Annotated in this window: 22 protein-coding genes and 5 tRNA genes; 1 reads left to right on the top strand and 26 read right to left on the bottom strand. The window is 40.1% G+C overall.

The window, feature by feature from the left end; genetic code table 11:
* Positions 1 to 31: 31 nt before the first annotated feature.
* Entirely contained in the window at positions 32 to 1,447 is a 1,416-nt protein-coding gene (locus VEIS1202513_RS07585; RefSeq protein ID WP_213467212.1) for an aspartate ammonia-lyase, read from the bottom strand.
* Between the two features lie 268 nt (positions 1,448 to 1,715).
* Between VEIS1202513_RS07585 and VEIS1202513_RS07590 the strand changes: the two genes are divergently transcribed.
* Entirely contained in the window at positions 1,716 to 3,332 is a 1,617-nt protein-coding gene (locus VEIS1202513_RS07590) for an ArnT family glycosyltransferase (RefSeq protein ID WP_213467213.1), read from the top strand.
* 146 nt (positions 3,333 to 3,478) lie between these two features.
* On the opposite strand, the gene tnpA is transcribed toward VEIS1202513_RS07590, so the two are convergent.
* The 25 genes from tnpA to sdaAB form a co-directional block, all read right to left on the bottom strand.
* Positions 3,479 to 3,940: an IS200/IS605 family transposase gene (gene tnpA / locus VEIS1202513_RS07595; protein WP_005380067.1), complete on the bottom strand. Its 462-nt coding sequence runs from the start codon at positions 3,938 to 3,940 to the stop codon at positions 3,479 to 3,481.
* Positions 3,941 to 4,137: 197 nt separating this feature from the next.
* Entirely contained in the window at positions 4,138 to 4,506 is a 369-nt protein-coding gene (gene rplL, locus VEIS1202513_RS07600; protein WP_005385476.1) for a 50S ribosomal protein L7/L12, read from the bottom strand.
* Positions 4,507 to 4,576: 70 nt separating this feature from the next.
* Positions 4,577 to 5,083, bottom strand: coding sequence for a 50S ribosomal protein L10 (rplJ, locus tag VEIS1202513_RS07605; RefSeq protein ID WP_060924345.1), 507 nt, complete (start codon positions 5,081 to 5,083; stop codon positions 4,577 to 4,579).
* Between the two features lie 174 nt (positions 5,084 to 5,257).
* Positions 5,258 to 5,968, bottom strand: coding sequence for a 50S ribosomal protein L1 (gene rplA, locus VEIS1202513_RS07610; RefSeq protein ID WP_005385473.1), 711 nt, complete (start codon positions 5,966 to 5,968; stop codon positions 5,258 to 5,260).
* Between the two features lie 75 nt (positions 5,969 to 6,043).
* On the bottom strand, positions 6,044 to 6,469 hold the full coding sequence (rplK, locus tag VEIS1202513_RS07615) for a 50S ribosomal protein L11 (RefSeq protein WP_004693535.1): 426 nt from the start codon (positions 6,467 to 6,469) through the stop codon (positions 6,044 to 6,046).
* A 103-nt stretch (positions 6,470 to 6,572) separates the two neighbouring features.
* Positions 6,573 to 7,109: a transcription termination/antitermination protein NusG gene (gene nusG / locus VEIS1202513_RS07620; protein ID WP_005385471.1), complete on the bottom strand. Its 537-nt coding sequence runs from the start codon at positions 7,107 to 7,109 to the stop codon at positions 6,573 to 6,575.
* 12 nt (positions 7,110 to 7,121) lie between these two features.
* Positions 7,122 to 7,343: a preprotein translocase subunit SecE gene (gene secE, locus VEIS1202513_RS07625; RefSeq protein WP_060924347.1), complete on the bottom strand. Its 222-nt coding sequence runs from the start codon at positions 7,341 to 7,343 to the stop codon at positions 7,122 to 7,124.
* A gap of 41 nt (positions 7,344 to 7,384) precedes the next feature.
* Entirely contained in the window at positions 7,385 to 7,534 is a 150-nt protein-coding gene (gene rpmG / locus VEIS1202513_RS07630; protein WP_004693530.1) for a 50S ribosomal protein L33, read from the bottom strand.
* Positions 7,535 to 7,804: 270 nt separating this feature from the next.
* Positions 7,805 to 10,042 (bottom strand): nitric-oxide reductase large subunit, encoded by a 2,238-nt coding sequence (locus tag VEIS1202513_RS07635; protein WP_213467214.1) that lies wholly within the window; start codon positions 10,040 to 10,042, stop codon positions 7,805 to 7,807.
* A gap of 177 nt (positions 10,043 to 10,219) precedes the next feature.
* Entirely contained in the window at positions 10,220 to 11,407 is a 1,188-nt protein-coding gene (gene tuf, locus VEIS1202513_RS07640; RefSeq protein WP_105084932.1) for an elongation factor Tu, read from the bottom strand.
* A gap of 241 nt (positions 11,408 to 11,648) precedes the next feature.
* A tRNA-Met gene (locus tag VEIS1202513_RS07645) sits at positions 11,649 to 11,725 on the bottom strand.
* Positions 11,726 to 11,730: 5 nt separating this feature from the next.
* Positions 11,731 to 11,806 (bottom strand) — tRNA-Thr (locus tag VEIS1202513_RS07650).
* Positions 11,807 to 11,838: 32 nt separating this feature from the next.
* Positions 11,839 to 11,914, bottom strand: a tRNA-Met gene (locus VEIS1202513_RS07655).
* A 5-nt stretch (positions 11,915 to 11,919) separates the two neighbouring features.
* Positions 11,920 to 12,004, bottom strand: a tRNA-Tyr gene (locus VEIS1202513_RS07660).
* 10 nt (positions 12,005 to 12,014) lie between these two features.
* Positions 12,015 to 12,090 (bottom strand) — tRNA-Thr (locus VEIS1202513_RS07665).
* 107 nt (positions 12,091 to 12,197) lie between these two features.
* Positions 12,198 to 12,692 carry an undecaprenyl-diphosphate phosphatase gene (locus tag VEIS1202513_RS07670; protein ID WP_244856231.1) on the bottom strand — a complete coding sequence of 165 codons (495 nt, stop codon included), beginning with the start codon at positions 12,690 to 12,692 and terminating at the stop codon, positions 12,198 to 12,200.
* Positions 12,693 to 12,766: 74 nt separating this feature from the next.
* Positions 12,767 to 13,231 (bottom strand): BREX-3 system P-loop-containing protein BrxF, encoded by a 465-nt coding sequence (brxF, locus tag VEIS1202513_RS07675; protein ID WP_005379848.1) that lies wholly within the window; start codon positions 13,229 to 13,231, stop codon positions 12,767 to 12,769.
* Between the two features lie 28 nt (positions 13,232 to 13,259).
* Positions 13,260 to 14,675: a hypothetical protein gene (locus tag VEIS1202513_RS07680; RefSeq protein WP_105084933.1), complete on the bottom strand. Its 1,416-nt coding sequence runs from the start codon at positions 14,673 to 14,675 to the stop codon at positions 13,260 to 13,262.
* Positions 14,672 to 15,325: a hydrogenase nickel incorporation protein HypB gene (hypB, locus tag VEIS1202513_RS07685; RefSeq protein ID WP_005385456.1), complete on the bottom strand. Its 654-nt coding sequence runs from the start codon at positions 15,323 to 15,325 to the stop codon at positions 14,672 to 14,674. Before hypB ends, VEIS1202513_RS07680 begins: the two co-directional genes overlap by 4 nt.
* A 15-nt stretch (positions 15,326 to 15,340) precedes the next feature.
* On the bottom strand, positions 15,341 to 15,682 hold the full coding sequence (gene hypA, locus VEIS1202513_RS07690) for a hydrogenase maturation nickel metallochaperone HypA (protein WP_005385455.1): 342 nt from the start codon (positions 15,680 to 15,682) through the stop codon (positions 15,341 to 15,343).
* Complete coding sequence (locus VEIS1202513_RS07695) at positions 15,675 to 16,502, bottom strand: bifunctional 5,10-methylenetetrahydrofolate dehydrogenase/5,10-methenyltetrahydrofolate cyclohydrolase (RefSeq protein ID WP_156720017.1); 828 nt, start codon at positions 16,500 to 16,502, stop codon at positions 15,675 to 15,677. The genes hypA and VEIS1202513_RS07695 overlap by 8 nt, the downstream gene beginning before the upstream one ends.
* A gap of 118 nt (positions 16,503 to 16,620) precedes the next feature.
* The gene (locus tag VEIS1202513_RS07700) at positions 16,621 to 18,588 is read right to left on the bottom strand and encodes a penicillin-binding transpeptidase domain-containing protein (protein ID WP_213467215.1); all 1,968 of its coding nucleotides are present in this window, start codon (positions 18,586 to 18,588) and stop codon (positions 16,621 to 16,623) included.
* Complete coding sequence (locus VEIS1202513_RS07705) at positions 18,588 to 20,006, bottom strand: CCA tRNA nucleotidyltransferase (protein WP_213467216.1); 1,419 nt, start codon at positions 20,004 to 20,006, stop codon at positions 18,588 to 18,590. Before VEIS1202513_RS07705 ends, VEIS1202513_RS07700 begins: the two co-directional genes overlap by 1 nt.
* 68 nt (positions 20,007 to 20,074) lie before the next feature.
* On the bottom strand, positions 20,075 to 20,947 hold the full coding sequence (sdaAA, locus tag VEIS1202513_RS07710) for an L-serine ammonia-lyase, iron-sulfur-dependent, subunit alpha (RefSeq protein ID WP_005385447.1): 873 nt from the start codon (positions 20,945 to 20,947) through the stop codon (positions 20,075 to 20,077).
* Positions 20,948 to 20,958: 11 nt separating this feature from the next.
* Positions 20,959 to 21,621 (bottom strand): L-serine ammonia-lyase, iron-sulfur-dependent subunit beta, encoded by a 663-nt coding sequence (gene sdaAB / locus VEIS1202513_RS07715; RefSeq protein ID WP_105094194.1) that lies wholly within the window; start codon positions 21,619 to 21,621, stop codon positions 20,959 to 20,961.
* Between the last annotated feature and the right edge of the window lie 206 nt (positions 21,622 to 21,827).

The following is a 21,827-nucleotide window of genomic DNA, read 5'->3' on the forward strand; positions in this document are numbered from 1 at the left end:
CTTTATTCATGTATTAAAACAACTGACTATGTTAGTTGCCTTTTTGTTTTAAAAGATTAGCACCAGCAATACCAGGACGAGTCATTTCTTTAGGAGAAAGGATATGATTGATTTCATCTTCAGTCAATAAACCTTTTTCCAAGATGATATCACGGATAGCACGACCAGTAGTATACGCTTCTTTCGCAAGAGAAGATGCTGTTTCATAGCCAAGATGTGGCAACAATGCTGTTACGATACCAACGGAACGATTCAACCAGTATTCGCATTGTTCACGATCCACTTCAAGATCCACGAGTAATTTATCAACGAATGTATTTACGCCGTTTTTGAGGTAGCAAAGATTATTGAACAAATTGTAAGCCAATACAGGTTCCATTACGTTCAATTCGAATTGACCATTTTCTACAGCCAATGTAATGGTTAAGTCATTACCGATAACTTGGTAACATACTTGGTTCAATACTTCGGCGATAACAGGATTAACCTTGCCTGGCATGATGGAAGAACCAGGTTGGCGAGCAGGCAATTTTAATTCCCCAATACCACAACGAGGACCGGATGCCATCAAGCGGAAGTCGTTAGCCATTTTAATCAATACAAGAGCTGTTACTTTCAAACCACTGGAGATATCTGCAAAGATATCTGTATTGTTTGTAGCATCAATTAAGTTTTCCGCAGTGTAGAATGGTTCGCCTACTACTTCACTAAGTTCGTATGCTACATCATGAATATAATTAGGTTCCGCATTAAGACCTGTACCAACTGCAGTAGCACCCATGTTAATTACATGTGCACCTTCAACGGCAGATTTAATACGTTTAATACCGCGGCGAACACCGGATGCATAAGCACCCATTTCTTGACCTAATGTAATTGGCACCGCATCTTGTAAGTGAGTACGCCCCATCTTCAAAATTTCGCTATATTCATCAGCCTTTTTCTCAAGCTCGTCAACAAGGCGTTGTAATGCTTCAAGTAAAGGTTTAGATTTTAAGATCGCACATACCTTGATAGCTGTTGGGAAAGCATCATTTGTAGATTGTGCCATATTACAATGGTTGTTAGGGCTTACAATATCATAACTTCCTTTTGGATGACCTAAAATTTCACATGCCCGGTTAGCCAATACTTCGTTCATATTCATATTTACAGAAGTACCTGCACCACCTTGAATTGGATCAACAGGGAATTGATCAGCAAATTTACCTTCAATTACTTCGTCTGCAGCTTGTACGATAGCTTTACCAATAGATACATTTAAGCGACCAGTTTTCATATTCGCTAACGCAGATGCTTTTTTAACCATCGCCAACGCTTTAATAAAGTCTTGGTCCAAATGTTTGCCTGTAATATGGAAGTTTTCTAATGCACGAATTGTTTGTACACCGTAATATAATTCATCAGCTACTTCTAATTCACCTAGAAAATCATGTTCTTTTCTCATAATAAATCCTCTTTCTACCATTTTTATACAAAATAGTATTTCAATGAAACGGTTTTATCTTACGCGCTCATTATAGCATGTATTTTGTATACATAAAAGTCATTTCATATATTCTGTACAAACAATATTCTATACAATATATTATGTCATAAATAATTCTTTTTATAACTGTTTCTGTATTGTAAAAGATCTATCTTTAACTTTCATCGGTTTAATTATTACACGCCCTATAGTACAATAATATAAACTATGTAAGTAAGGAGTCACTATGATTAACAATCACATGCTGCGCATAGGTGCGCTTTTTTTATTGACCGTACTGAGTTACGGTTTCTATAACGCCTATCTCCCCATAACAGATCCGGTAGAATCCAACTATGTTTTATCTGCTATTACAATGTTAAAACATAACTCATGGATATCCCCCATGATATATGACCAAGTTTGGTATGATAAACCGCCCCTCACCTATTGGGCTCTCATGATAAGCTATAAACTATTTGGCATATCTGACTTTACATCGCGCATACCCAATACACTTATTGCTGGTGGCAGTGTTGCGTTTATGTACCATCTTGTGTATCGCATTAAAGAGTCCACGCATATAGCAATTACGAGTGCCATACTTTTGTTTGGTGCCTTACAGTTCTGGTACATTTCTCACGCAGTCATAACAGACGGCTTCCTATTCTTCTTTTCACTAGCCATCTTCGGCTATTCTTATCTAGCTTTCACCAAGAACGATAAACATTCCATGGTGAAAGCCTATGGGGCAGCAGCCTTAGCGGTCGTAACTAAAGGGCCCGTTGGTATTGTTCTTCCTGGATTAATACTATTACTATTCATTGCTGCACGATGGTTCACCAAAAAAGATAAGGATGATTACTCACTTGCTAAGGATATTACATTATTATTTAATCCTTTGGGAATTCTCTTATTTATAGTTCTTGCCAGTCCATGGTACATCGCTATGTACTCGATTCACGGTCAAGAATTCATATCTGGTTTCCTAGGGCTTCACAACATGGAGCGAGCACTTGTATCTGAGCATCCAAAATTCAATGTTTGGTATTATTACCTAATCATTGTCCCTCTTGCTCTATTACCATGGACACCAGCCGTTATTTACCGACTCAAAAACATTACATGGAAAAATAATTTTTATCTTCTCGGCGCCATCTGGTTTGTAGTAATTGTATTATTCTATTCACTAGTGGCCACAAAGTATATAACCTATACGTTACCAGCAATAATCCCATGTCTTATCTGGGGCGCTGAAGCTATCACAACTAGCTGCCATAACAAGAGTAGTAGTTTTAAATATATTGTAACGATTCCATTAGGCATATATACAATCTTATTCCTAGTAGCCAGCATTGCAACACCTGAATTAAATCCAATACCACTAATCATTGCATTAATCACAATAGTATTATTTACACTATTAGCAAAACAGTATAGAAACAAGAAGTTACCATTATCTATAGGTTTAGCTACACCGTTAATCATTTTATATACGGCTATTACGATAACGGTAACTCCTATTTTATATGACCAATCAGGCCTTCAATTCAAACCATATATTAAATCTAATACACAGCATACTTATATATATGGTACATACTATACATCGATTTTGTATTATACCGAAAATACACCAACACAAGTATTTGTACATACTACAGATAACCCCCTATGGACAGCAGGAAAAACATTAATGCCAACCATAACACTGGAGGAATTTGACAGAAGAGTATCTGCAGAAAAAGGTGCTCTCATTATTGTACCGAACAAATATAGTAAAGAATTTACTAATTCTCCAACAAATATAATGGCCACAGAAATTGGTAAAAATGGATCAGCTAGAATTTATCAAATTCAGTAACTAAATCAGAACCACCCGTAAAACGGGTGGTTTGCTCACGGGCTATAAGCCCGTAGTACTAGGCCAGCGTCTAAAGGCGCTGGCTTTCACTACGTTCAAGCCGCATAGCCATTGACTCGTAACGCTCCCCTTAAAGGGGATATGTATTACTTGCTACCCTTAAAAGGGTCCTCATATTCTTTTACACTAAGTTTATCTTTCATCTGGTCATGTAACTCTTGCTCACGTATATATTTTTTTACGGTAGCTTCATTTAAACCTACCGTACTTACATAATATCCCTCGGACCAAAAGTGTCTATTTCCAAATTTATACTTTAAGTTTGCGTGTTTATCGAACATCATTAGTGCACTTTTACCCTTTAGATATCCCATAAAAGATGAAACTGATATTTTAGGTGGGATTAATACTAGCATATGCACATGATCTGCCATAAGCTCCCCCTCTATAATCTTGACGCCCTTATATTCACACAAACGTCTCAGTATTTCACGTAAACTATTTCTGTATTGATTATATATAACTTTACGTCTATACTTAGGTGTAAATACTATGTGGTATTTGCATAACCATTTTGTGTGCGCAAGGCTCTGTGTCTTTGTTGCCATATAAAATCACCTTTCTTTTGCATATAATGCGGCTTGAACACCTACATTATACTTAAGCAAGGTGATTTTTTTGTATAACTTTCGTTGCCGCACCCGCATAGCGGGTGGTTTAATGATTCGCGACTACGTCGCGAACCAGTCTAAAGACAATAACAAAAAAGGCGTACCCGAGGGTACGCCTTTTATTATGGCTAGAATTATTTCAATTCTACAGTTGCGCCAGCTTCTTCCAATTGAGCTTTCAAAGCTTCAGCTGCTTCAGTAGCTACGCCTTCTTTTACAGGTGCAGGAGCGCCGTCAACGATAGCTTTAGCTTCTTTCAAGCCAAGACCAGTTGCTTCACGAACAACTTTGATTACGTTGATTTTGGATGCGCCAGCATCTTTCAAGATTACGTCGAAGGAATCTTTAGCAGCGCCGCCTTCAGCACCACCAGCAGCTGCTACAGCTACAGGAGCTGCTGCAGTTACGCCAAATTCTTCTTCAATTGCTTTTACAAGATCATTAAGTTCAAGAATAGTTGCTTCTTTCAATTCAGCAACGATGTTTTCAATGTTCAATGCCATTTTAGTTTTCCTCCATAAAATAGTTTATTGTATCAGTCTTAAGCGACCAATTGATAATGCGCAGAAATTATTATTCTGCAGCTTCTGCAGGTTGAGCTTCTGCAACAGCTTTGACAGCGTATGCAACGTTGCGAACAGGTGCTTGCAATACGGAAAGCAACATGGAAAGCATACCTTCGCGGTTTGGAAGAGATGCAATTGCTTTAACGCCTGCAGCGTCCATAACTTCGCCTTCAACGATACCAGCTTTAACTGTTACAACTTCTTTCTCAGTAGTTTTGATGAATTGTTCAATTACACGCGCAGGTGCAACAGCATCTTCTTTAGAAGTAGCCAATGCAGTTGGACCTTCCAAATGCTCAGCGAAACCTTCAAGATTCAATTCATTTGCAGCAATGCGAGTCAAAGTATTTTTGATTACTTTGTATTCAACACCTTCAGCCAACATTTTGCGGCGAAGATCAGTTGCTTGCGCAACAGTCAAACCAGAGTAACCAATCAATACAGCGCCTTTTGCTTCAGAAAGAGTTTCTTTCATTTGAGCAACGATTGCTTTCTTTTGTTCAGTGACAGCCATTAGATTACCTCCTTGTAGATTTTTTGGTGCTCTATGTACTATCTTAGCGTAAAAAACGACCCCATCGCACGCGATGAGGTCGAACTAGTCCTAGATTGTTCTAGTGTCAGCCTCAGCGGGCGGATTTTCATCCATTATACATACCAGCCGTCTACAGCTAAGAGACATATGTGATTATTGCTCTTTCGTAACGTTGCTCAATTTGAACACGTTCAAAGGCACACCAGGGCCCATTGTAGCGGACAAGGTTACAGATTTAATGTATTGACCTTTAGCTGCTACAGGTTTAGCCTTGATAATAGTATCAACGATTGTACGGTAGTTGTCAAGTAATTTTTCTTCATCGAAGGACGCTTTACCGATGGAGCAAGAAATAATACCTGCTTTATCAGTACGGTATTCGATTTTACCAGCTTTGATTTCGTTTACTGCACGAGCAACGTCTGGAGTTACTGTACCAACTTTAGGGTTTGGCATCAAGCCTTTAGGACCCAAGATTTTACCAAGACGGCCAACTTGACCCATCATGTCTGGTGTAGCAACTACTACGTCGAAGTCGCTCCAACCACCTTGGATTTTAGCTACTAACTCTTCAGAACCTACGAAATCTGCACCAGCTTCTTCAGCTGCTTTAATATTGTCGCCTTTTGCGAATACAAGAACGCGTTTAGTTTTGCCAGTACCATGAGGCAATACTACTGCACCACGAACTTGTTGATCAGCGTATTTAGGGTCGACATTCAAGTTGAAAGCGATTTCAACTGTTTCATCGAAATTTGCAGTTGCAGTTTTCTTAACCAACTCGATTGCTTCTACTGGTTCGTAGAACTTACCAGCTTCAATAAGTTTTACTGCCTCAGCGTATTTCTTACCTACTTTTGCCATTATAATATCCTCCTTATGTGGTCAAACGGGAATTCCCTCCCACCGATTTGCGCTTATGCGCAAGTCGTACGCTTATTAGTCAACGATTTCAATGCCCATGCTGCGAGCAGTACCTTCTACCATGCGCATACCTTGTTCTACGGTATTAGCATTCAAGTCAGGCATTTTCAATTCAGCAATTTCACGAACTTTATCGCGACCTACTTTTGCTACTTTATCACGGTTAGGTACACCAGAACCTTTTGGGATACCTGCAGCTTTTTTCAATAATACTGCAGCTGGTGGAGTCTTAGTGATGAAGTCGAAGCTACGATCTTCATATACGTTAATAACTACTGGGATAATTAAGCCAGCTTGTTTAGCAGTACGTTCGTTGAATTCTTTTGTGAAAGCAACGATGTTAACACCTGCTTGACCTAGTGCAGGACCAACTGGTGGTGCTGGAGTAGCTTTAGCGGCTTCAATTTGTAGTTTTACTTGTTTAACTAATTTCTTAGCCATGGGTAATTAAACCTCCTATGCTTATACTGTGGTGGTAACGGATATATATCCTCCCACTGGCAACCAAAATCGATTGCTCTTTTTTAGAGTTATAATATATATATTAAAGAGCTTTCTCAATTTGAGAGAACTCTACCTCTACCTCGGTATCTCGGTTGAACATTTCCACATTAAGTTTCAATGTTCCTTTTTCAGGGTTAAGTTCGGTAATAACACCTAGTTTATCTTCAAAGGCCCCGGACGTAATGCGTACCGTTTCACCAACTTCTACATCGATGTTGATGCTTGGTTTCTTATCCAAGCCCTGAGACTTAAGTATATGTTCTACTTCGGAATCAGAAAGTGGAACTGGTTTAGTGGCAGAACCAACGAAACCTGTTACACCTGGTGTGTTGCGTACAACATACCAAGAGCGGTCGTTAACCTCCATTTCAACCAATACGTACCCAGGAAATATCTTACGTTTTACTACTTTTTTAACCCCATCTTTTTCATCTATTTCGTCTTCAAGAGGTACCAAAATACGGCTAATCACATCTTGTAGACCCATAGACTGAACTTTAAGTTCAAGAGTGGTTTTAACTTTATTTTCGTAGCCTGAATAGGTATGAATTACATACCACTTCTTATCTGCTTCCATGAAATGGCCCCCTTATCCAACAAAGTGCAACAACGTATTAAAAAGTTGGGCAAAGACTGCATCAAGTATATAGATAATAAAGGCGATAAAAATCGTCACTAAAAATACTACTATTGTATAATTGATGAGTTCTTTTTTTGTTGGCCAGACTACTTTTTTAAGTTCAGCTTTCACACCGCGGAAGAATTTTCCAAATCCACCACGCTGCTGCACTGCTGAGTTAGACTTTGCCATTGTTTCACATCCTCAAATCAACAGGTAATGAATGATAAGAATTATTTTGTTTCACGGTGTAATGTATGTTTACCGCAGAATTTGCAATATTTCATCATTTCAATACGATCAGGATTGTTCTTTTTGTTCTTGTTCGTTTGATAGTTACGTTGTTTGCAATCTGTGCAAGCTAAAGTAATGGCATTACGCATCCGGATACACCTCGCTTTGTATTTACTAAATCTGTCTCTTGTACTCGAAAACGCTCGACTACATACTAAAGAAATATATCATACGTAGCAAGCTATGTCAAGAATTTTGAGTAACTCAAAAAAGCCAGGCACATGTACCTGACAGGGATAGTATAACAAAAAATGGCGTTCCTTGTCTAGAAAGGAACGCCATTAATATGGTAATAAATTATCACATATTTTTCATACAATTTATGCCGTTAATGCATAGAATTATATTATGTCTGTCAATTAGGATTTCTTCGGAAATAGAACTTTCACAATTTGCCAGAAGAATGCTACGGCACCAATGATTAGTATTGTATCACCAATCATACGAAGCCAACGTAAGTTTTGTAACAATGGTTGTTGCATAAATTCTTCGCTACGTGCAAACCACAAGCCATGTGTAATGCTTGCCCACGCTTGGATAAGACCAATCGGCAATAAGCTAATGAGCACCATTAAGGCAAGGCCTATATTGAGAACCCAGAACCCGAATTTCATCAATTTATCGTTGAATTCTACTTCAGGTCGAATATAACGGGCAATAAGGAATACAAAGCCTAAGCTTAAGAAACCATATACGCCGAACAATGCAGTATGCGCATGCACTGCAGTTGTATTAAGACCTTGAATGTAGAACAAGGATACAGGCATATTGATCAAGAAGCCGAAGACCCCTGCACCGACAAGATTCCAGAAAGATACCGCAATAAAGCAGTATACTGGCCATTTCAAACGATGCATCCAAGGTGCGCTGTGAAGACGTGTATAGTTTTCAAAGGCTTCATAACCTAATAGTACAAGTGGTACTACTTCTAACGCAGAGAAGGATGCGCCTGTCGCCACAATAGTAGATGTAACACCTGTGAAGTATAGATGATGGAATGTACCAGGAATGCCACCGATGAGATAAATAGCACCAGAGGAAATCGCTGCCACTGTACCGGCACGATAGGACACAAGCCCTAATGTAACAAAGATAAATGCCATCAATGTAGTGGAGAATACTTCGAAGAAGCCTTCAACCCAAAGATGGATTACCCACCAACGCCAATACTCCATAATTGCCAAATGGCTATGTTCACCATAGAATAACCCTGGACCATAGAAGATACCTACCATGATAACGGAGAATATGAAGGCTGCAATGAGGTTTTTATCCCCTTTTTGCTTGAAGGCACCAATAATGCTACGTATCATGAGTACAAGCCAGAATAAAATACCAATGTATTCAATCCACTGCCAAATACGACCCAACTCGATATATTCGTAACCTTGGTGTCCGAGAAGGAAATTCCACGCTGCTGGAATTTGATGTGCTACGCCTAAATATGTACCAGCGAAGGAACCTACTACAAGAACTACAAGAGCCCAGAATAAGATGTCCACCCCAAGCTTTTGATATTTAGGATCTTTACCACCATTAATGATTGGTGCCAAGAATAGACCAGCACTCAAGAATGCCATCGCAATCCAGAACAAAGATGCCTGAATATGCCATGTACGCGCAATAGAATAAGGGAAATATTGCGCTAATGGAATACCATAGAACGCTTGACCTTCTACAGTATAGTGGGCAATAATCCCACCCATCCCCAATTGGAATAAGAACAATGCTAGGATTGTAAACAAATATTTACCTAATGCACGTTGAGATGGCGTTAACGTGATCTTGCTAATTGGATCTTCTGTTGGTGGAACCAATGCATGGTCATCATCCTTTTTACCAAAGGCCCATAACCATACAACTACACCAATGCCACATAATAAGATAATAACACTCACAACAGACCATGCGATACTTTCAGGTGTAGGATTATGATCCAATAAAGGTTCATGTGGCCAGTTGTTTGTATACGTTGCATCTGTACCAGGACGTTGTGTAGATGCCATCCAAGTAGTCCAGAAGAAGAAGCGTGCCATATCAATGCGATCTTGTAACTCAGGTAGTGTGTTATCCTTCATCGCAAAATGATCACGAGTCAATGTCAAATCAGGATTATCACCGTACAACTCAACAAAATAACGACCAGTTAAATTCATTGCTGTAATTCGTTCTGGAGATAAAACAACAGTTCCATCTTCACGAACTGCACTACCTAAATACTCTTTTTTCACAACTTCTTTAACAGCTGCTTGTTGTACAGGTCCCAATTGGTCATAAAGAGCTCCAAAGGCCTCTTGAGATTTAATATCCAACATCACGGATACTTCTTTATGTAACCAATCTGCTGTCCAGTCAGGCGCTTGATATGCGCCATGACCTAAAACGGTCCCTACCGATTGACCACCTGTAGATTGCCATGCCGATTGACCATGTAAAATATCTTCCTTAGTGAACAAGACCTGTCCATCTTGAGATACATACGCAGTCGGCACTGGCGGTGCTTGATGATACACATCAGTACCTAGATAACCAAGAATAGAAAAACCAATAATAAGAACAGCTACTACGGCTATCCAATACTTTTTGTATTCACCCATCACATTACCTCCTTTTCTATAAAAACACAAAAGGAGAGCCTTTGCTCTCCTTGAGGTAATAATAGCACTATTAGTATAATAATTCTGTATCTTTGGTTACAAATACAATAAACAATATATAAATTAATACAAAAATAGGACCCCAATTGGGGTCCTATTTACTACAAAGATTATGAATTAACCTTCGATTTCAGTTACAACGCCAGCGCCTACTGTATGGCCACCTTCGCGGATCGCGAAACGAAGACCTTCTTCGATAGCGATTGGAGTGATCAATTCGATATCCATTGTTACGTTATCGCCAGGCATACACATTTCTACACCTTCAGGAAGGTTTACAACACCTGTTACGTCTGTTGTACGGAAGTAGAATTGTGGACGGTAGTTGGAGAAGAATGGAGTATGACGGCCACCTTCTTCTTTAGTCAATACGTATACTTCTGCTTTGAATTTTGTGTGTGGTTTGATGGAACCTGGTTTAGCCAATACTTGACCACGTTCGATGTCTTTGCGGTCTACACCACGAAGCAATGCACCAACGTTATCACCTGCTACTGCAGAATCCAAAGTTTTACGGAACATTTCAAGACCAGTTACTACGTATTGTTCAGCTTTTTCTTTCAAGCCTACAACTTCTACTGTGTCGCCTACGTTTACTTGACCACGTTCAACACGGCCAGTTGCTACTGTACCACGACCAGTGATTGTGAATACGTCTTCCACAGGCATCAAGAAAGGTTTGTCAGTATCACGAACTGGAGTTGGGATGTAGGAGTCTACAGCTGCCATCAATTCGTCGATTTTAGCTACATATTGAGCGTCGCCTTCCAAAGCTTTCAAAGCGGAACCTACAACGATAGGTACTTCGTCGCCAGGGAATTCGTAGGAGGAAAGAAGTTCACGAACTTCCATTTCTACTAATTCGATCAATTCTTCATCGTCAACCATGTCAGCTTTGTTCAAGAATACTACGATTGCAGGAACACCAACTTGGCGAGCCAACAAGATGTGTTCGCGAGTTTGAGGCATAGGGCCGTCAGCTGCGGAACATACCAAGATAGCGCCGTCCATTTGAGCCGCACCAGTGATCATGTTTTTAACATAGTCAGCATGGCCTGGGCAGTCAACGTGCGCATAGTGACGGTTTTCAGTTTCGTATTCAACGTGTGCAGTGTTGATTGTGATACCGCGTTCACGTTCTTCTGGAGCTTTATCGATCATGCTGTAATCTTGGAAATCAGCTTGGCCTTTTTCAGCCAATACTTTAGTGATTGCAGCTGTCAAAGTAGTTTTACCATGGTCAACGTGACCGATTGTACCAATGTTAACATGCGGTTTCGTACGTTCAAATTTTTCTTTTGCCATTAGGATTGTATCCTCCTTCACAAAAACAAATTACATTCTAGTATTAATATAATATATTAACCCTAATTTATCAATGGAATATAAGATTCCCTTATACATTATTATACCATATATAGAAAAACTTCTAAAAATACAAATATTCTTCTAAAATAAAAAACTGACAAATGTAATCCTTACACTCATCAGCTTCAATTTGTATTTTATGGAGAAATAAAAAAATCCTCACCAATGTGAGGTTTAATGGTGGCGGCACACGGATTTGAACCGCGGACACACCGGGTATGAACCGATTGCTCTAGCCAACTGAGCTATGCCGCCATGTATGGAGCTAGTGACCGGGATTGAACCGGTGACCTTATCCTTACCAAGGATACGCTCTGCCGACTGAGCTACACCAGCACAATGAACGATCATTTCACTGTGAATTTTTGTGGTTGCGGGGACAGGACTTGAACCTGCGACCTTCGGGTTATGAGCCCGACGAGCTACCAACTGCTCCACCCCGCTATAAATGGTGGAGGGAGAAGGATTCGAACCTTCGAAGTCGAAGACGGCAGATTTACAGTCTGCTCCCTTTGGCCGCTCGGGAATCCCTCCAAAAATAAAATGGAGCTGGCGATAGGAATTGAACCCACAACCTGCTGATTACAAGTCAGCTGCTCTACCAATTGAGCTACGCCAGCATCATTACGACAAGATGTATTTTATCATCCGCCTCACTAAGTGTCAAGAACTTTTTAAAAACTTTTTTGAAGTTTTTTCGTTCACTGCGGTATCCCTTAGTGCTTAATCATAATAACATGAAACGATACCCTATGCAAGTATTTTTTCTAAACTTTTTAAACTTCATTTTTTCCTCATCGGCAATCATAGATAAAGAGAGATAATTGCTAATATAGCTACCATTATCCGATAGTACCCAAAGGAGGATAAAGACTGGTACAGCCATGATAAACGAAAAATCAGCAGCAGCTCTTCGAGTACAACCGATTAACATGCCCCCTGCAATGGTAGCGCCAGACCGCGAAAATCCAGGCCACAAACAGAGCATTTGATAGAGCCCAATCTGGAAGCATTGGTATATAGATAAATTATTTACAGAATCTACCAGTCTTGTAGTCACTCGTCTTTTTTCTGCATAAATCATAAAAAGGGCGCCTACCAAAAGACCTATTATCACAGGAATCGGCCCAATAATAATCATATGCCCTGTACTAGATACAGGAATACATTCTGTTATACCTTCTATAACACCTAAAATGAGGGCAATTACATATTGGTCCATGATATCACCTGCCTTTTATATGCGGTCATAACTCATGGCAATATATAATGCCCTCAGCAATCAATATAACTCTATTAATCAATAACCATAACACGATCAGGTTTAGTGATTGTCACTACCGCATGTTTTGGATCATTATTGTGTTCTAAGTACAATTGATCACCTTCGAGATGACCACGCCAACCTACAACAATCGGATATGTTTTACTAATAGTCTTTAATAGTTCAAGAGGATTTAAATTTAATATCGGTGCAAACAATACATTAATACCATCGATAAGAACAACTTCTGTATCACTGCGACTTAATGCACGACGAATTACTTCTTCTGCAAGTTGTGGTCTTTCATCACGAGGTACTAATAAAAACTCTTCTTCAATAAGTTGTTTTGCCTCTAAGTACTTCCAACCTTTTTGTTCAGATAATTCACGAATTAACAAACTTTTACCAGAACCAGGACCACCAACGATAAACAATATGCGTTCATCATCACCTTGAATTTGTTCCCAACGTTCTCTTACATCTTGAACTGTAACCATATCCCTTGCCTCCTCGCTGTAACCGTTCCTACTTAACTGGACGGTCAGATAACATAACGGATTTGATATATTGGTTTTTATCATCTAGGGCAAACTGCAAATATGAGTCGCTTGCCGCTGGATTTTTATATTCATATACAGTAGATGTGCCCGCATTTGTTGTAGATTCAACAATACGAGTAGGCATACCATATACAAAGAGCAATAAGTATTTAGTATCCCCCATCGCAATGCCGCGACGAGTAGGTGTGTAAATATTTAATAGAACACGATTGATGAGATTTTTTTTATCAACACTCACGCCATATTCGTTATAGCCAATAAATGTGGACCCAAACAACATACCTTGATGTTTCCAATCATTATTGGGATCATTAACAAAATAATCATTTAATTTATAGCCACGCAACACAAAATCATCAGCAGTCAATTTACCTGCTTGAAAATCATATACTGGAGCTTTAGGCAATCCAAATCTTGGCCATACTTGCCCACTAATCATATCAACAGCCTCTACATTGCTTTGTTTGATGGTGAAAGCAATATATTCTTTCTGTTGTCCTAGCATAGATTGTTGTTGGCTATTATTATTTGTATTCTCTATCGAGCTATTAAATTCCTTTTTTCGAGACCATGAATTTTCGGAATGACCTTCATATAGGAAAATATAACTTTCATTTTTCAAATCACGCCACATCGCAATAGGGCTACCATAGGCAAATACCAATTCCATGCGCGTGCTACCAACACCAATATCGCGTACAGTGTGGACGCCTTTTTTCGTACTATGAATATTAGTAATAGTATTCGGTTCAAAGAAATAAGTAGCACCTTGACCGCGCAATTGATTATTTACTAAACGCTCTTGAGCAGGTCCCGTATAAACGGTCACCTCCAAGTCTTTCATATAGTACGTCGTAAAGTTATCACGAACCACTGTTTTTTCTACATCTTTAGGCGCTACAAACTGATCTCCTAAGCGATACCCATCAATAGCATAATCATCTTCAGACCCTAAAGCTGGCAAATTATTAGCCGTATAAGACTTACCAATATCAGCCAAGTTATTTTGCGTTACGCTAGGCAATGGACCTTCATTTTCGCTAGCTGCTTGCCAAAACTGTATGGAATCACCAAACTCGGTAACTGCCATTTGTTCAGCTAGCCATCCTGTTTTAGTGCTTTCCTTTTTTGTCTTTGTATCGATTTTAACAGCTTTAATCGGTGCATTATCTATATACGCAACAGACTCAGCCGCATCAGTTCCCGCTGCTTCTACAGTTGTCTTATCATCCGTATGTGCAACATCATTTGCATTCTCTGTAGATTCCACCGCAGTTTGTTTCACAGTCGAAATAGCCGGTTCTGCCGCATACCCTACCGTTGTAGCAGATAGGCCAACTAAAAGTGCCGCTACGATACGGCTCTTAATAGAATGATTCATCGATTACTCTCCAATTGCGCACGCAACCATGTCAACCATGGCTCAAGTCCATTATGGGCCGTGCAACTTACTTCAAAAATCTCTCCTGTTGGATTCAAATTACGTATATCTTGTATTGCCTTGTCTTTTTTAAATGGTACATAAGGCAATAAATCTATCTTATTAATGAGAATAGCCTTTGACTCTTTAAAGATTAATGGGTATTTAAGAGGCTTATCTTCACCTTCAGTAACAGATAATACAGTTACCTTCATGCTTTCACCAATCTCAAATTCTGCAGGGCATACAAGGTTACCTACATTCTCGATAATGATCATATCGAGTTCATCAAGATTTAAATCACCTAGTGCATCTTGAATCATTTGTGCATCAAGATGGCAACCTCCCACTGTATTGATTTGAATAACAGGAACGCCTAATTCATGAATCCGTTCCGCATCCTTAGCAGTAAATAAATCACCTTCAATAACAGCAAGGCGGTAATCTTTTTTCAAATCATGTAAAGTTGCCTCCAATAGAGATGTTTTACCAGCCCCTGGAGAACCTAATAGATTAAATACAAAAATATTTTTTTCCTTAAACAACTGTTGTAAGGACTCTGCAATGGCATCATTTTTTGCCAATACATTAGTTTTAACTTGAACTTGCATGTCCTAACCTTTCTATCAATCGATATCCATGGAGGTCACTTGTAGTTCGCGGCCACCAATGGTTTGTACGAAATGACTGTCACAATAGGGACAGATAAACTTATAATTTTCTACAGGAAATGTTTTATCACAATCCAAGCACTTTCCTTCAATAGGAATCGTGTTAATTTCTATACGCGAACCTTCAGCTGCAGTCCCCTTTGTAACTGCTTCCCAACAAAAAAGAAGGGAATCTGGTTCCACGCCACTCATAAGACCCAAATCGAGTTGAACGGAATGAATCACAGATGCATCGTGTTGGCGCAATGTATCAAGGGCCACATCAAGTATACCTTCTGCTATAGACATCTCATGCATGGTATGCCTCATATACAGCTTCAAGCATCATAGTAGTCGTTACAGAGCCTACACCACCAGGCACTGGAGTAATTGCAGATGCAATATCTTTTACCGCTTCATAATCAACATCGCCTACCGTCTTACCTTCTAGTTCATTAATGCCTACATCGATAACAACAGCACCTGGCTTAATCATATCTGCTGTAATCATATGAGCACGACCAGCTGCAGCAATAACGATATCGCCTCGTTTTACTTGCTCTGCCAAATCAGGAGTTCTAGAATGGCACATTGTAACAGTACCATGTGCACCAAGGGTCATAAGAGCTACTGGTTTGCCAATAACTTGGCTACGACCGATTACTACCACATGTTTCCCCTCTACAGGAATATCGTAGTGATTCAAAATTGCCATACACGCCTTTGCAGTACAAGGGGCAAAACCACCTTTGCCTGCAGTTACAAGGCCAATATTATACGTAGTTAAACCATCGATATCTTTTTTAGGATCTAGCATATCGATAAGAGCCTCTGTATCAATGTGTTTAGGCATCGGCATTAACGGTAAAATTCCATGAACAGCCGCATCATTATTTAATTCTTGCAATGCTGCCACCACTTCATCCTGTGTAGCCGTTTCAGGTAATTGCTTTAATACAAAGCCATAGCCAAAGTTCTTGGCTGTCTTTTCCATAAATGTAGCATACATATGAGCACCGTGGTCCTCACCAACGAGTAATACTGCCATAGTAATTACAGAGTCGCCTACTGCTGCAACTTTTTCTTGTAAAATCGCCTTGTGAGCATCTGCTACTGCTTTACCGCGTAATTCGATCATAAGTATCTCCATTCATTTAAACTATCTATAAAATAAGGCGCCTCCGGAGAGGCACCTAAGTCTCTTATTCTATTATATAACGAACTGTCTATAATTTCTAATTATGACCGAATTCGTTTTATCTACGGAAATGAACAGTAATTGCTGTACCAGCCTGAACAGTTGTACCGCTACTTTCATCTTGAGATGTAGCCGTACCAGTTCCATCCGGTTTAAAGGCAAGTCCCGCCTTATGTAACCAATCACGCACTTCACCATAGGTAAAACCAGTAAAGTTAGGCAATGTAACAGAACCATCACTTCCCGGTTTTGGTTCAGGTAATGTATTAGCAGCTTTAACAGCTACTGGTGTACTTTCTTTAACATACGGACTCATTTGGTAATACCGTACAAGTTGAGATACGATGTCCTTAAATACAGGGGCTACAATTTGACTACCATAATAAGAACCCTTTTGTGGGTCATCAATAACGACAAGAACTACAAATTTTGGATCCTCTACAGGGCCAAAGCCAATAAAGGACGCAATGTATTGTCCGTCGAGATAACCGCCATGTTTGGTATCTAGTTTTTGCGCCGTACCAGTTTTACCAGCAAAGTGATAGCCTTCTACCATCGCTTTTGTACCGCCACCTTCAGATACTTCTTTTTCTAGAATATCTACGATGGTTTTAACAGTTTCCGCAGGAACTGGTTGGCCTACAACAGATGTTTCTGTCGTACTTGTCACATCCCCTTGAGAATTACTATAGGACTTGATAATATGCGGTTTCATCATAGCACCGCCATTAGCAAGGGCACCAAAAGCGCGAACCATTTGTAATGGTGTAACCGCAATACCTTGACCGATGGACATAGTCGCAACGTCTAGCTTACTCATATCCTCTGGATTATACAAAATACCTGCTCCTTCACCAGGCAATTCAATACCTGTTTCAGAACCAAAGCCATAATCACGTACATATTTCGAGAGAATATCTGCCCCTGTTAATGTACCAATTTCAGCCATACCAGTATTAAGAGAGTACTTCAAAATATCTAGCAAACGAACAGGACCATATCCCTCACCATCCCAGTTTCTAATGATATGTCCATTGGCAGCGAAGGCCCCTTTATCGTTATACACAGTGTCTAACTTCCATTTGCCTGCTGCAAGAGCTGCAGATGCAATGATAGGTTTGAATGTAGAACCTGGTTCATATAAATTGGTAACCGCAATATTTTTGAAAGCCTCTTCACCACTTTGGTTGTAGTTATTAGGATCATAACTTGGACGATTGGCCATCGCTAATATTTCACCGGTCTTTGGATCCATAACGATAACGCTGGCATGCTTAGCTCCTGTATCAACCATTGCCTTATCAAGAGCGCGTTCTGCAATAAATTGAATTGTTGCATCGATGGTTAAGGTTACACTTTTACCCTTATCTGGTAAAAATTTAGATAGTACGGAACCAAAGATGGCATTCCCTTTATTATCAGTAGCTACAATTTCTTGTTGTACGCCCCCCTTTAATTCGTCATCAAGAACCAGTTCTAGACCATCAAGACCTTTATCATCAGTACCGACAAAGCCTAATACTTGTGCCGCTAAGACACCATTTGGATAATAGCGCTTAGATTCTTCAACGAAATTAAGGCCTGCAATATTATTATCCTTAATAACTTGTTGTACCCCTTTTGATTTATCTGCATCCATCATACGATTCAACCAGACAAAGGCGGTATCCTCTTGCAAAGCTTTCACAATATTCTCTTTTGACATCGTTACATACGGTGAGATGAGCTCGGCAATCTCTTGAGGAGACTGTTTAATCATCTTTGGATCTGCATATAAAGATTTTGTAACTACACTCATCGCCAAAGGCTTGCCATTACGGTCATAGATTGTACCACGCGGCGATTGTAATTTTCTATCTACTTGAACTTGTAATAAGTTTTTCTTCTCTAGGTCAAAGGTATCAAAGACCTGTAACTGTGCTAAACGCCCGATAAGGACGAAGGCAACGGTCATGAGTATGGCAAGGCACCACGTAGTGCGACTCCAATCACTCATGCGTAATAACGCTTTATTTAATAACTTCATCATTTCTCCACTGGACGGCGTAACTTATGATCTAATGCATCATATAATGCATCTGGTTCATTGGGAATCACCCCATTTTGTACCTGACCTAATAAATACTGCAATCCTTCCCCCACTTTTTTCCCTGCAAGCTTAATAACTCGTTCGTCATAATTTAAATCCTTTGTATGGATAGGCATCTCTAGGCTAAGATCTGCCATACATTCACCAAAGGCTAAGGTGCCATCAGTCGATGCATAAGGCTTCCCACAGCCTAATACATCGGCAGCACAAACCTTAGATAATTGTTCCCATGCAATTCGCATAATTTGACTATCTCGAAACTCACCGCTGCGAGCCTCTTTACGGATCCACTTCTTCTCATTAGCTTCCCCATTTTGTACAAAATAGTGAAAGCGCATATGATTTTTTACAATCCAAGCTACACGGCGCACAAAACTCTTAGGGTAACCTAAACGAGTAAGCAAGGTTTCTGTCATTTCAGCCCCTAATGTATCATGGCCACGATCCGTCAAACGTCCGTTAATAACAGCCCGTACCGCTGGCATACCCTTTGCTACATCGTGTAACAGTGCACCCCAACGCAATATTAAATCTGGTTCTGTATGAGATACAACGGCTAATGTATGATACCAACCATCAAATTCGTGAAAGTCTTTTTCTTGTGGTAAATTCACAAGATGGTATAGCTCTGGTAAAATAGGCACTTCATGAGCGACGCCATTTTCTACAACGCGACAAGAGCACTCGGCCAAGCGAGATTGTACTAATACATCAAGGCCTTTAGCCACAGCAGGCTCTAACATGAGTCGGTCCAGTTCACTACGGACTCTCTCAAGAGATAACCCAGACACACGATAAAATGCCTTTGGCATAGCTTCTAATAAGTCTTCGGTAGGTAAGAAATCTAGCTTTGCCACAAAGCGGCATGCTCTAAATAATCGCAATGCGTCTTCTTCAAAGCGTTGCTGTGCATTGCCAATGGTTCGCAATGTCTTATGCTTGATATCTCGACGTCCCCCTACTAGGTCTATGACCTCACCAAAACGATTCATCGCCATGCCATTGACCGTAAAGTCGCGACGCAACACGTCTTCCTCCAAGGTATCGGCATAAGCGATTTCTTCTGGTCGATGACTATCCGCTCCATATCGTTCAGTGCGATACGTTGCAATTTCATATTGCTTTCCTTCTAGTGTAGCTACTACTACACCAAAGGATTTTCCTACTAAGTCTGTCGTTTGAATATCTTGACCGCGTAGGACTTCAATTACCGTATCAGGGCGTGCAGACGTCACAATATCAAAGTCATGAGGCTTTTGATGCATCAAAATATCACGCACTGCTCCGCCAATGATATAGGCTTCATAACCTGCTTCTTCCAATACAGTCAATATTCGATTGGCTTGTTCCATCATGCACACTCCTTTCTGAACTAGTCTAACCTTTATTTTACTACAAATGAAAGCATGAAAAAAGTGCAATCCTATAAGGATTGCACTCGTTCTGCAATAGCTGTACCCGTCGGTGTTACCGCAAGGCCGCCATCACTTGTTTCACGCAATGCTGCTGGCATAGCGCGCCCGATATTATTCATTGCTTCAATAACTTCATCTGGTGGAATTTGACTTTCAATATTCATCAACGCCAATTCAGATGCAGTAATGGCATGAACTGCATAGAAACCATTACGTTTAACGCACGGTACCTCTACAAGTCCTGCTACTGGATCACAGGCAAGGCCTAATAAGTTTTTCATGCACAATGCAATAGCATGTCCTACTTGACGAGGCGTACCACCCATCATTTCTACAATGGCACCGGCAGCCATACAAGCGGCCGTACCAATTTCTGCTTGGCATCCGCCAACGGCACCGGCCACACAAGCGCGATTCGCTACGACATTGCCAATGCCAGAGGCAGCCAAGAAGCCCTTTACCATGGTTGCTCTATCTAGCTTGTAATGGTCCGCTACTGCTTTCACCGCACCAGGCATAACACCACAAGATCCAGCCGTAGGGCACGCAACAATGCGGAACATCTTTGCATTTGCTTCATTAACAGCAATAGCATAGGTCATAGCTTTGTACGCAATATCACTCATAAATCTTGGTGTTTGTCCATTAAGCTGTGCTGCCTGGCCACCGGACATACCAGACGCTGTTTTTTCTGCATAGTCTATACCATCTTGAATAGAACCTTCAAAGATGTCTAAACGATGCTCTATTTCACGAATAACCGCTTCTTCACTGCGGTCATAATTTTCTAATTCATAACGCAGCACTACTTCGCCAAAGGAAATGTTATTTTCCTCAGCTAAGCGAATAATATCTGCAATTGTATCGTATGCATAACTCATCATTCGCCCTCCTATAACGCTTCAAAGGTCATAACATCTTGAATACCTGGACACTCGCGCATAAACTGAACGGTAATAGGATTTACTACTGTATCTGTAGTAATGACCATCACTGCATCCTTGTGCTTACCCTTCCGAAACACGCGCATGGTAGCGATATTAATATCGGACTCACTCAATGCTTGGCTCACCAAAGAGATGGCACCAGGTCTATCTTCATGGAATACAACAAGAGTAAACTCATCGCCAGTAATAGACATATCATTGCCATCTACTTCGGTAATCATAATTTGACCGCCACCAAGAGATCGACCAATCACAGTCATATGACGATTATGTTCATCGTACATATCAAAACGAACTACATTAGGATGACCTACATCAAGAGGAGACTCGATAAAGTTATACTCCATGCCCTCTTTTTCAGCTAATTTATGAGCAATACGAATATTCGTATCATCCTCTTTAAAACCTAATAGGCCCCCAATCAAGGCACGGTCTGTACCATGGCCTTTATAGGTCTTAGCAAAAGAGCCATATAAGGTTAAATCTACCTTTTTAGGTGTGGAACGGAAAATGCACCGCGCCATCTTACCTAGCCGCGCAGCACCAGCTGTATGCGAACTAGACGGGCCAATCATAACAGGCCCTATAATATCAAAAATACTATTCATACACGCCTCTATATACACATAAACAATGTGAGAAAATTCTTACTTTACCTATAGTATAACAATCGATATTAATTAATGTCTATATGCACATTAGAGGCATTTTTGTTTGTCCTAAATGGACAAACAACTTATTCAAGATACATTAAACTTCTTTAACATCTCTATTTTTTAAGAAAATATAAAATACATTTCTATATTTTCTCTTT

The sequence above is a fragment of the Veillonella orientalis genome, assembly GCF_018406505.1.
In the GTDB taxonomy this organism is placed as follows: Bacteria; Bacillota; Negativicutes; order Veillonellales; family Veillonellaceae; genus Veillonella; species Veillonella nakazawae.

Coding starts and splice junctions, on each gene's coding strand:
- rplA (WP_005385473.1), bottom strand. CDS start 5,968: ATGGCAAAAGTAGGTAAGAAATACGCTGAGGCAGTAAAACTTATTGAA.
- tuf (WP_105084932.1), bottom strand. CDS start 11,407: ATGGCAAAAGAAAAATTTGAACGTACGAAACCGCATGTTAACATTGGT.
- sdaAA (WP_005385447.1), bottom strand. CDS start 20,947: ATGAGTTATGCATACGATACAATTGCAGATATTATTCGCTTAGCTGAG.
- hypB (WP_005385456.1), bottom strand. CDS start 15,325: ATGCAAGTTCAAGTTAAAACTAATGTATTGGCAAAAAATGATGCCATT.
- VEIS1202513_RS07585 (WP_213467212.1), bottom strand. CDS start 1,447: ATGAGAAAAGAACATGATTTTCTAGGTGAATTAGAAGTAGCTGATGAA.
- VEIS1202513_RS07680 (WP_105084933.1), bottom strand. CDS start 14,675: ATGAATCATTCTATTAAGAGCCGTATCGTAGCGGCACTTTTAGTTGGC.
- VEIS1202513_RS07705 (WP_213467216.1), bottom strand. CDS start 20,006: ATGATGGAACAAGCCAATCGAATATTGACTGTATTGGAAGAAGCAGGT.
- VEIS1202513_RS07670 (WP_244856231.1), bottom strand. CDS start 12,692: ATGGACCAATATGTAATTGCCCTCATTTTAGGTGTTATAGAAGGTATA.
- rplK (WP_004693535.1), bottom strand. CDS start 6,469: ATGGCTAAGAAATTAGTTAAACAAGTAAAACTACAAATTGAAGCCGCT.
- brxF (WP_005379848.1), bottom strand. CDS start 13,231: ATGGTTACAGTTCAAGATGTAAGAGAACGTTGGGAACAAATTCAAGGT.
- VEIS1202513_RS07635 (WP_213467214.1), bottom strand. CDS start 10,042: ATGGGTGAATACAAAAAGTATTGGATAGCCGTAGTAGCTGTTCTTATT.
- secE (WP_060924347.1), bottom strand. CDS start 7,343: ATGGCAAAGTCTAACTCAGCAGTGCAGCAGCGTGGTGGATTTGGAAAA.
- sdaAB (WP_105094194.1), bottom strand. CDS start 21,621: ATGAATAGTATTTTTGATATTATAGGGCCTGTTATGATTGGCCCGTCT.
- tnpA (WP_005380067.1), bottom strand. CDS start 3,940: ATGGCAACAAAGACACAGAGCCTTGCGCACACAAAATGGTTATGCAAA.
- rpmG (WP_004693530.1), bottom strand. CDS start 7,534: ATGCGTAATGCCATTACTTTAGCTTGCACAGATTGCAAACAACGTAAC.
- VEIS1202513_RS07700 (WP_213467215.1), bottom strand. CDS start 18,588: ATGAAGTTATTAAATAAAGCGTTATTACGCATGAGTGATTGGAGTCGC.
- nusG (WP_005385471.1), bottom strand. CDS start 7,109: ATGGAAGCAGATAAGAAGTGGTATGTAATTCATACCTATTCAGGCTAC.
- VEIS1202513_RS07590 (WP_213467213.1), top strand. CDS start 1,716: ATGATTAACAATCACATGCTGCGCATAGGTGCGCTTTTTTTATTGACC.
- rplJ (WP_060924345.1), bottom strand. CDS start 5,083: ATGGCTGTCACTGAACAAAAGAAAGCAATCGTTGCTCAAATGAAAGAA.
- hypA (WP_005385455.1), bottom strand. CDS start 15,682: ATGCATGAGATGTCTATAGCAGAAGGTATACTTGATGTGGCCCTTGAT.
- VEIS1202513_RS07695 (WP_156720017.1), bottom strand. CDS start 16,502: ATGATCGAATTACGCGGTAAAGCAGTAGCAGATGCTCACAAGGCGATT.
- rplL (WP_005385476.1), bottom strand. CDS start 4,506: ATGGCATTGAACATTGAAAACATCGTTGCTGAATTGAAAGAAGCAACT.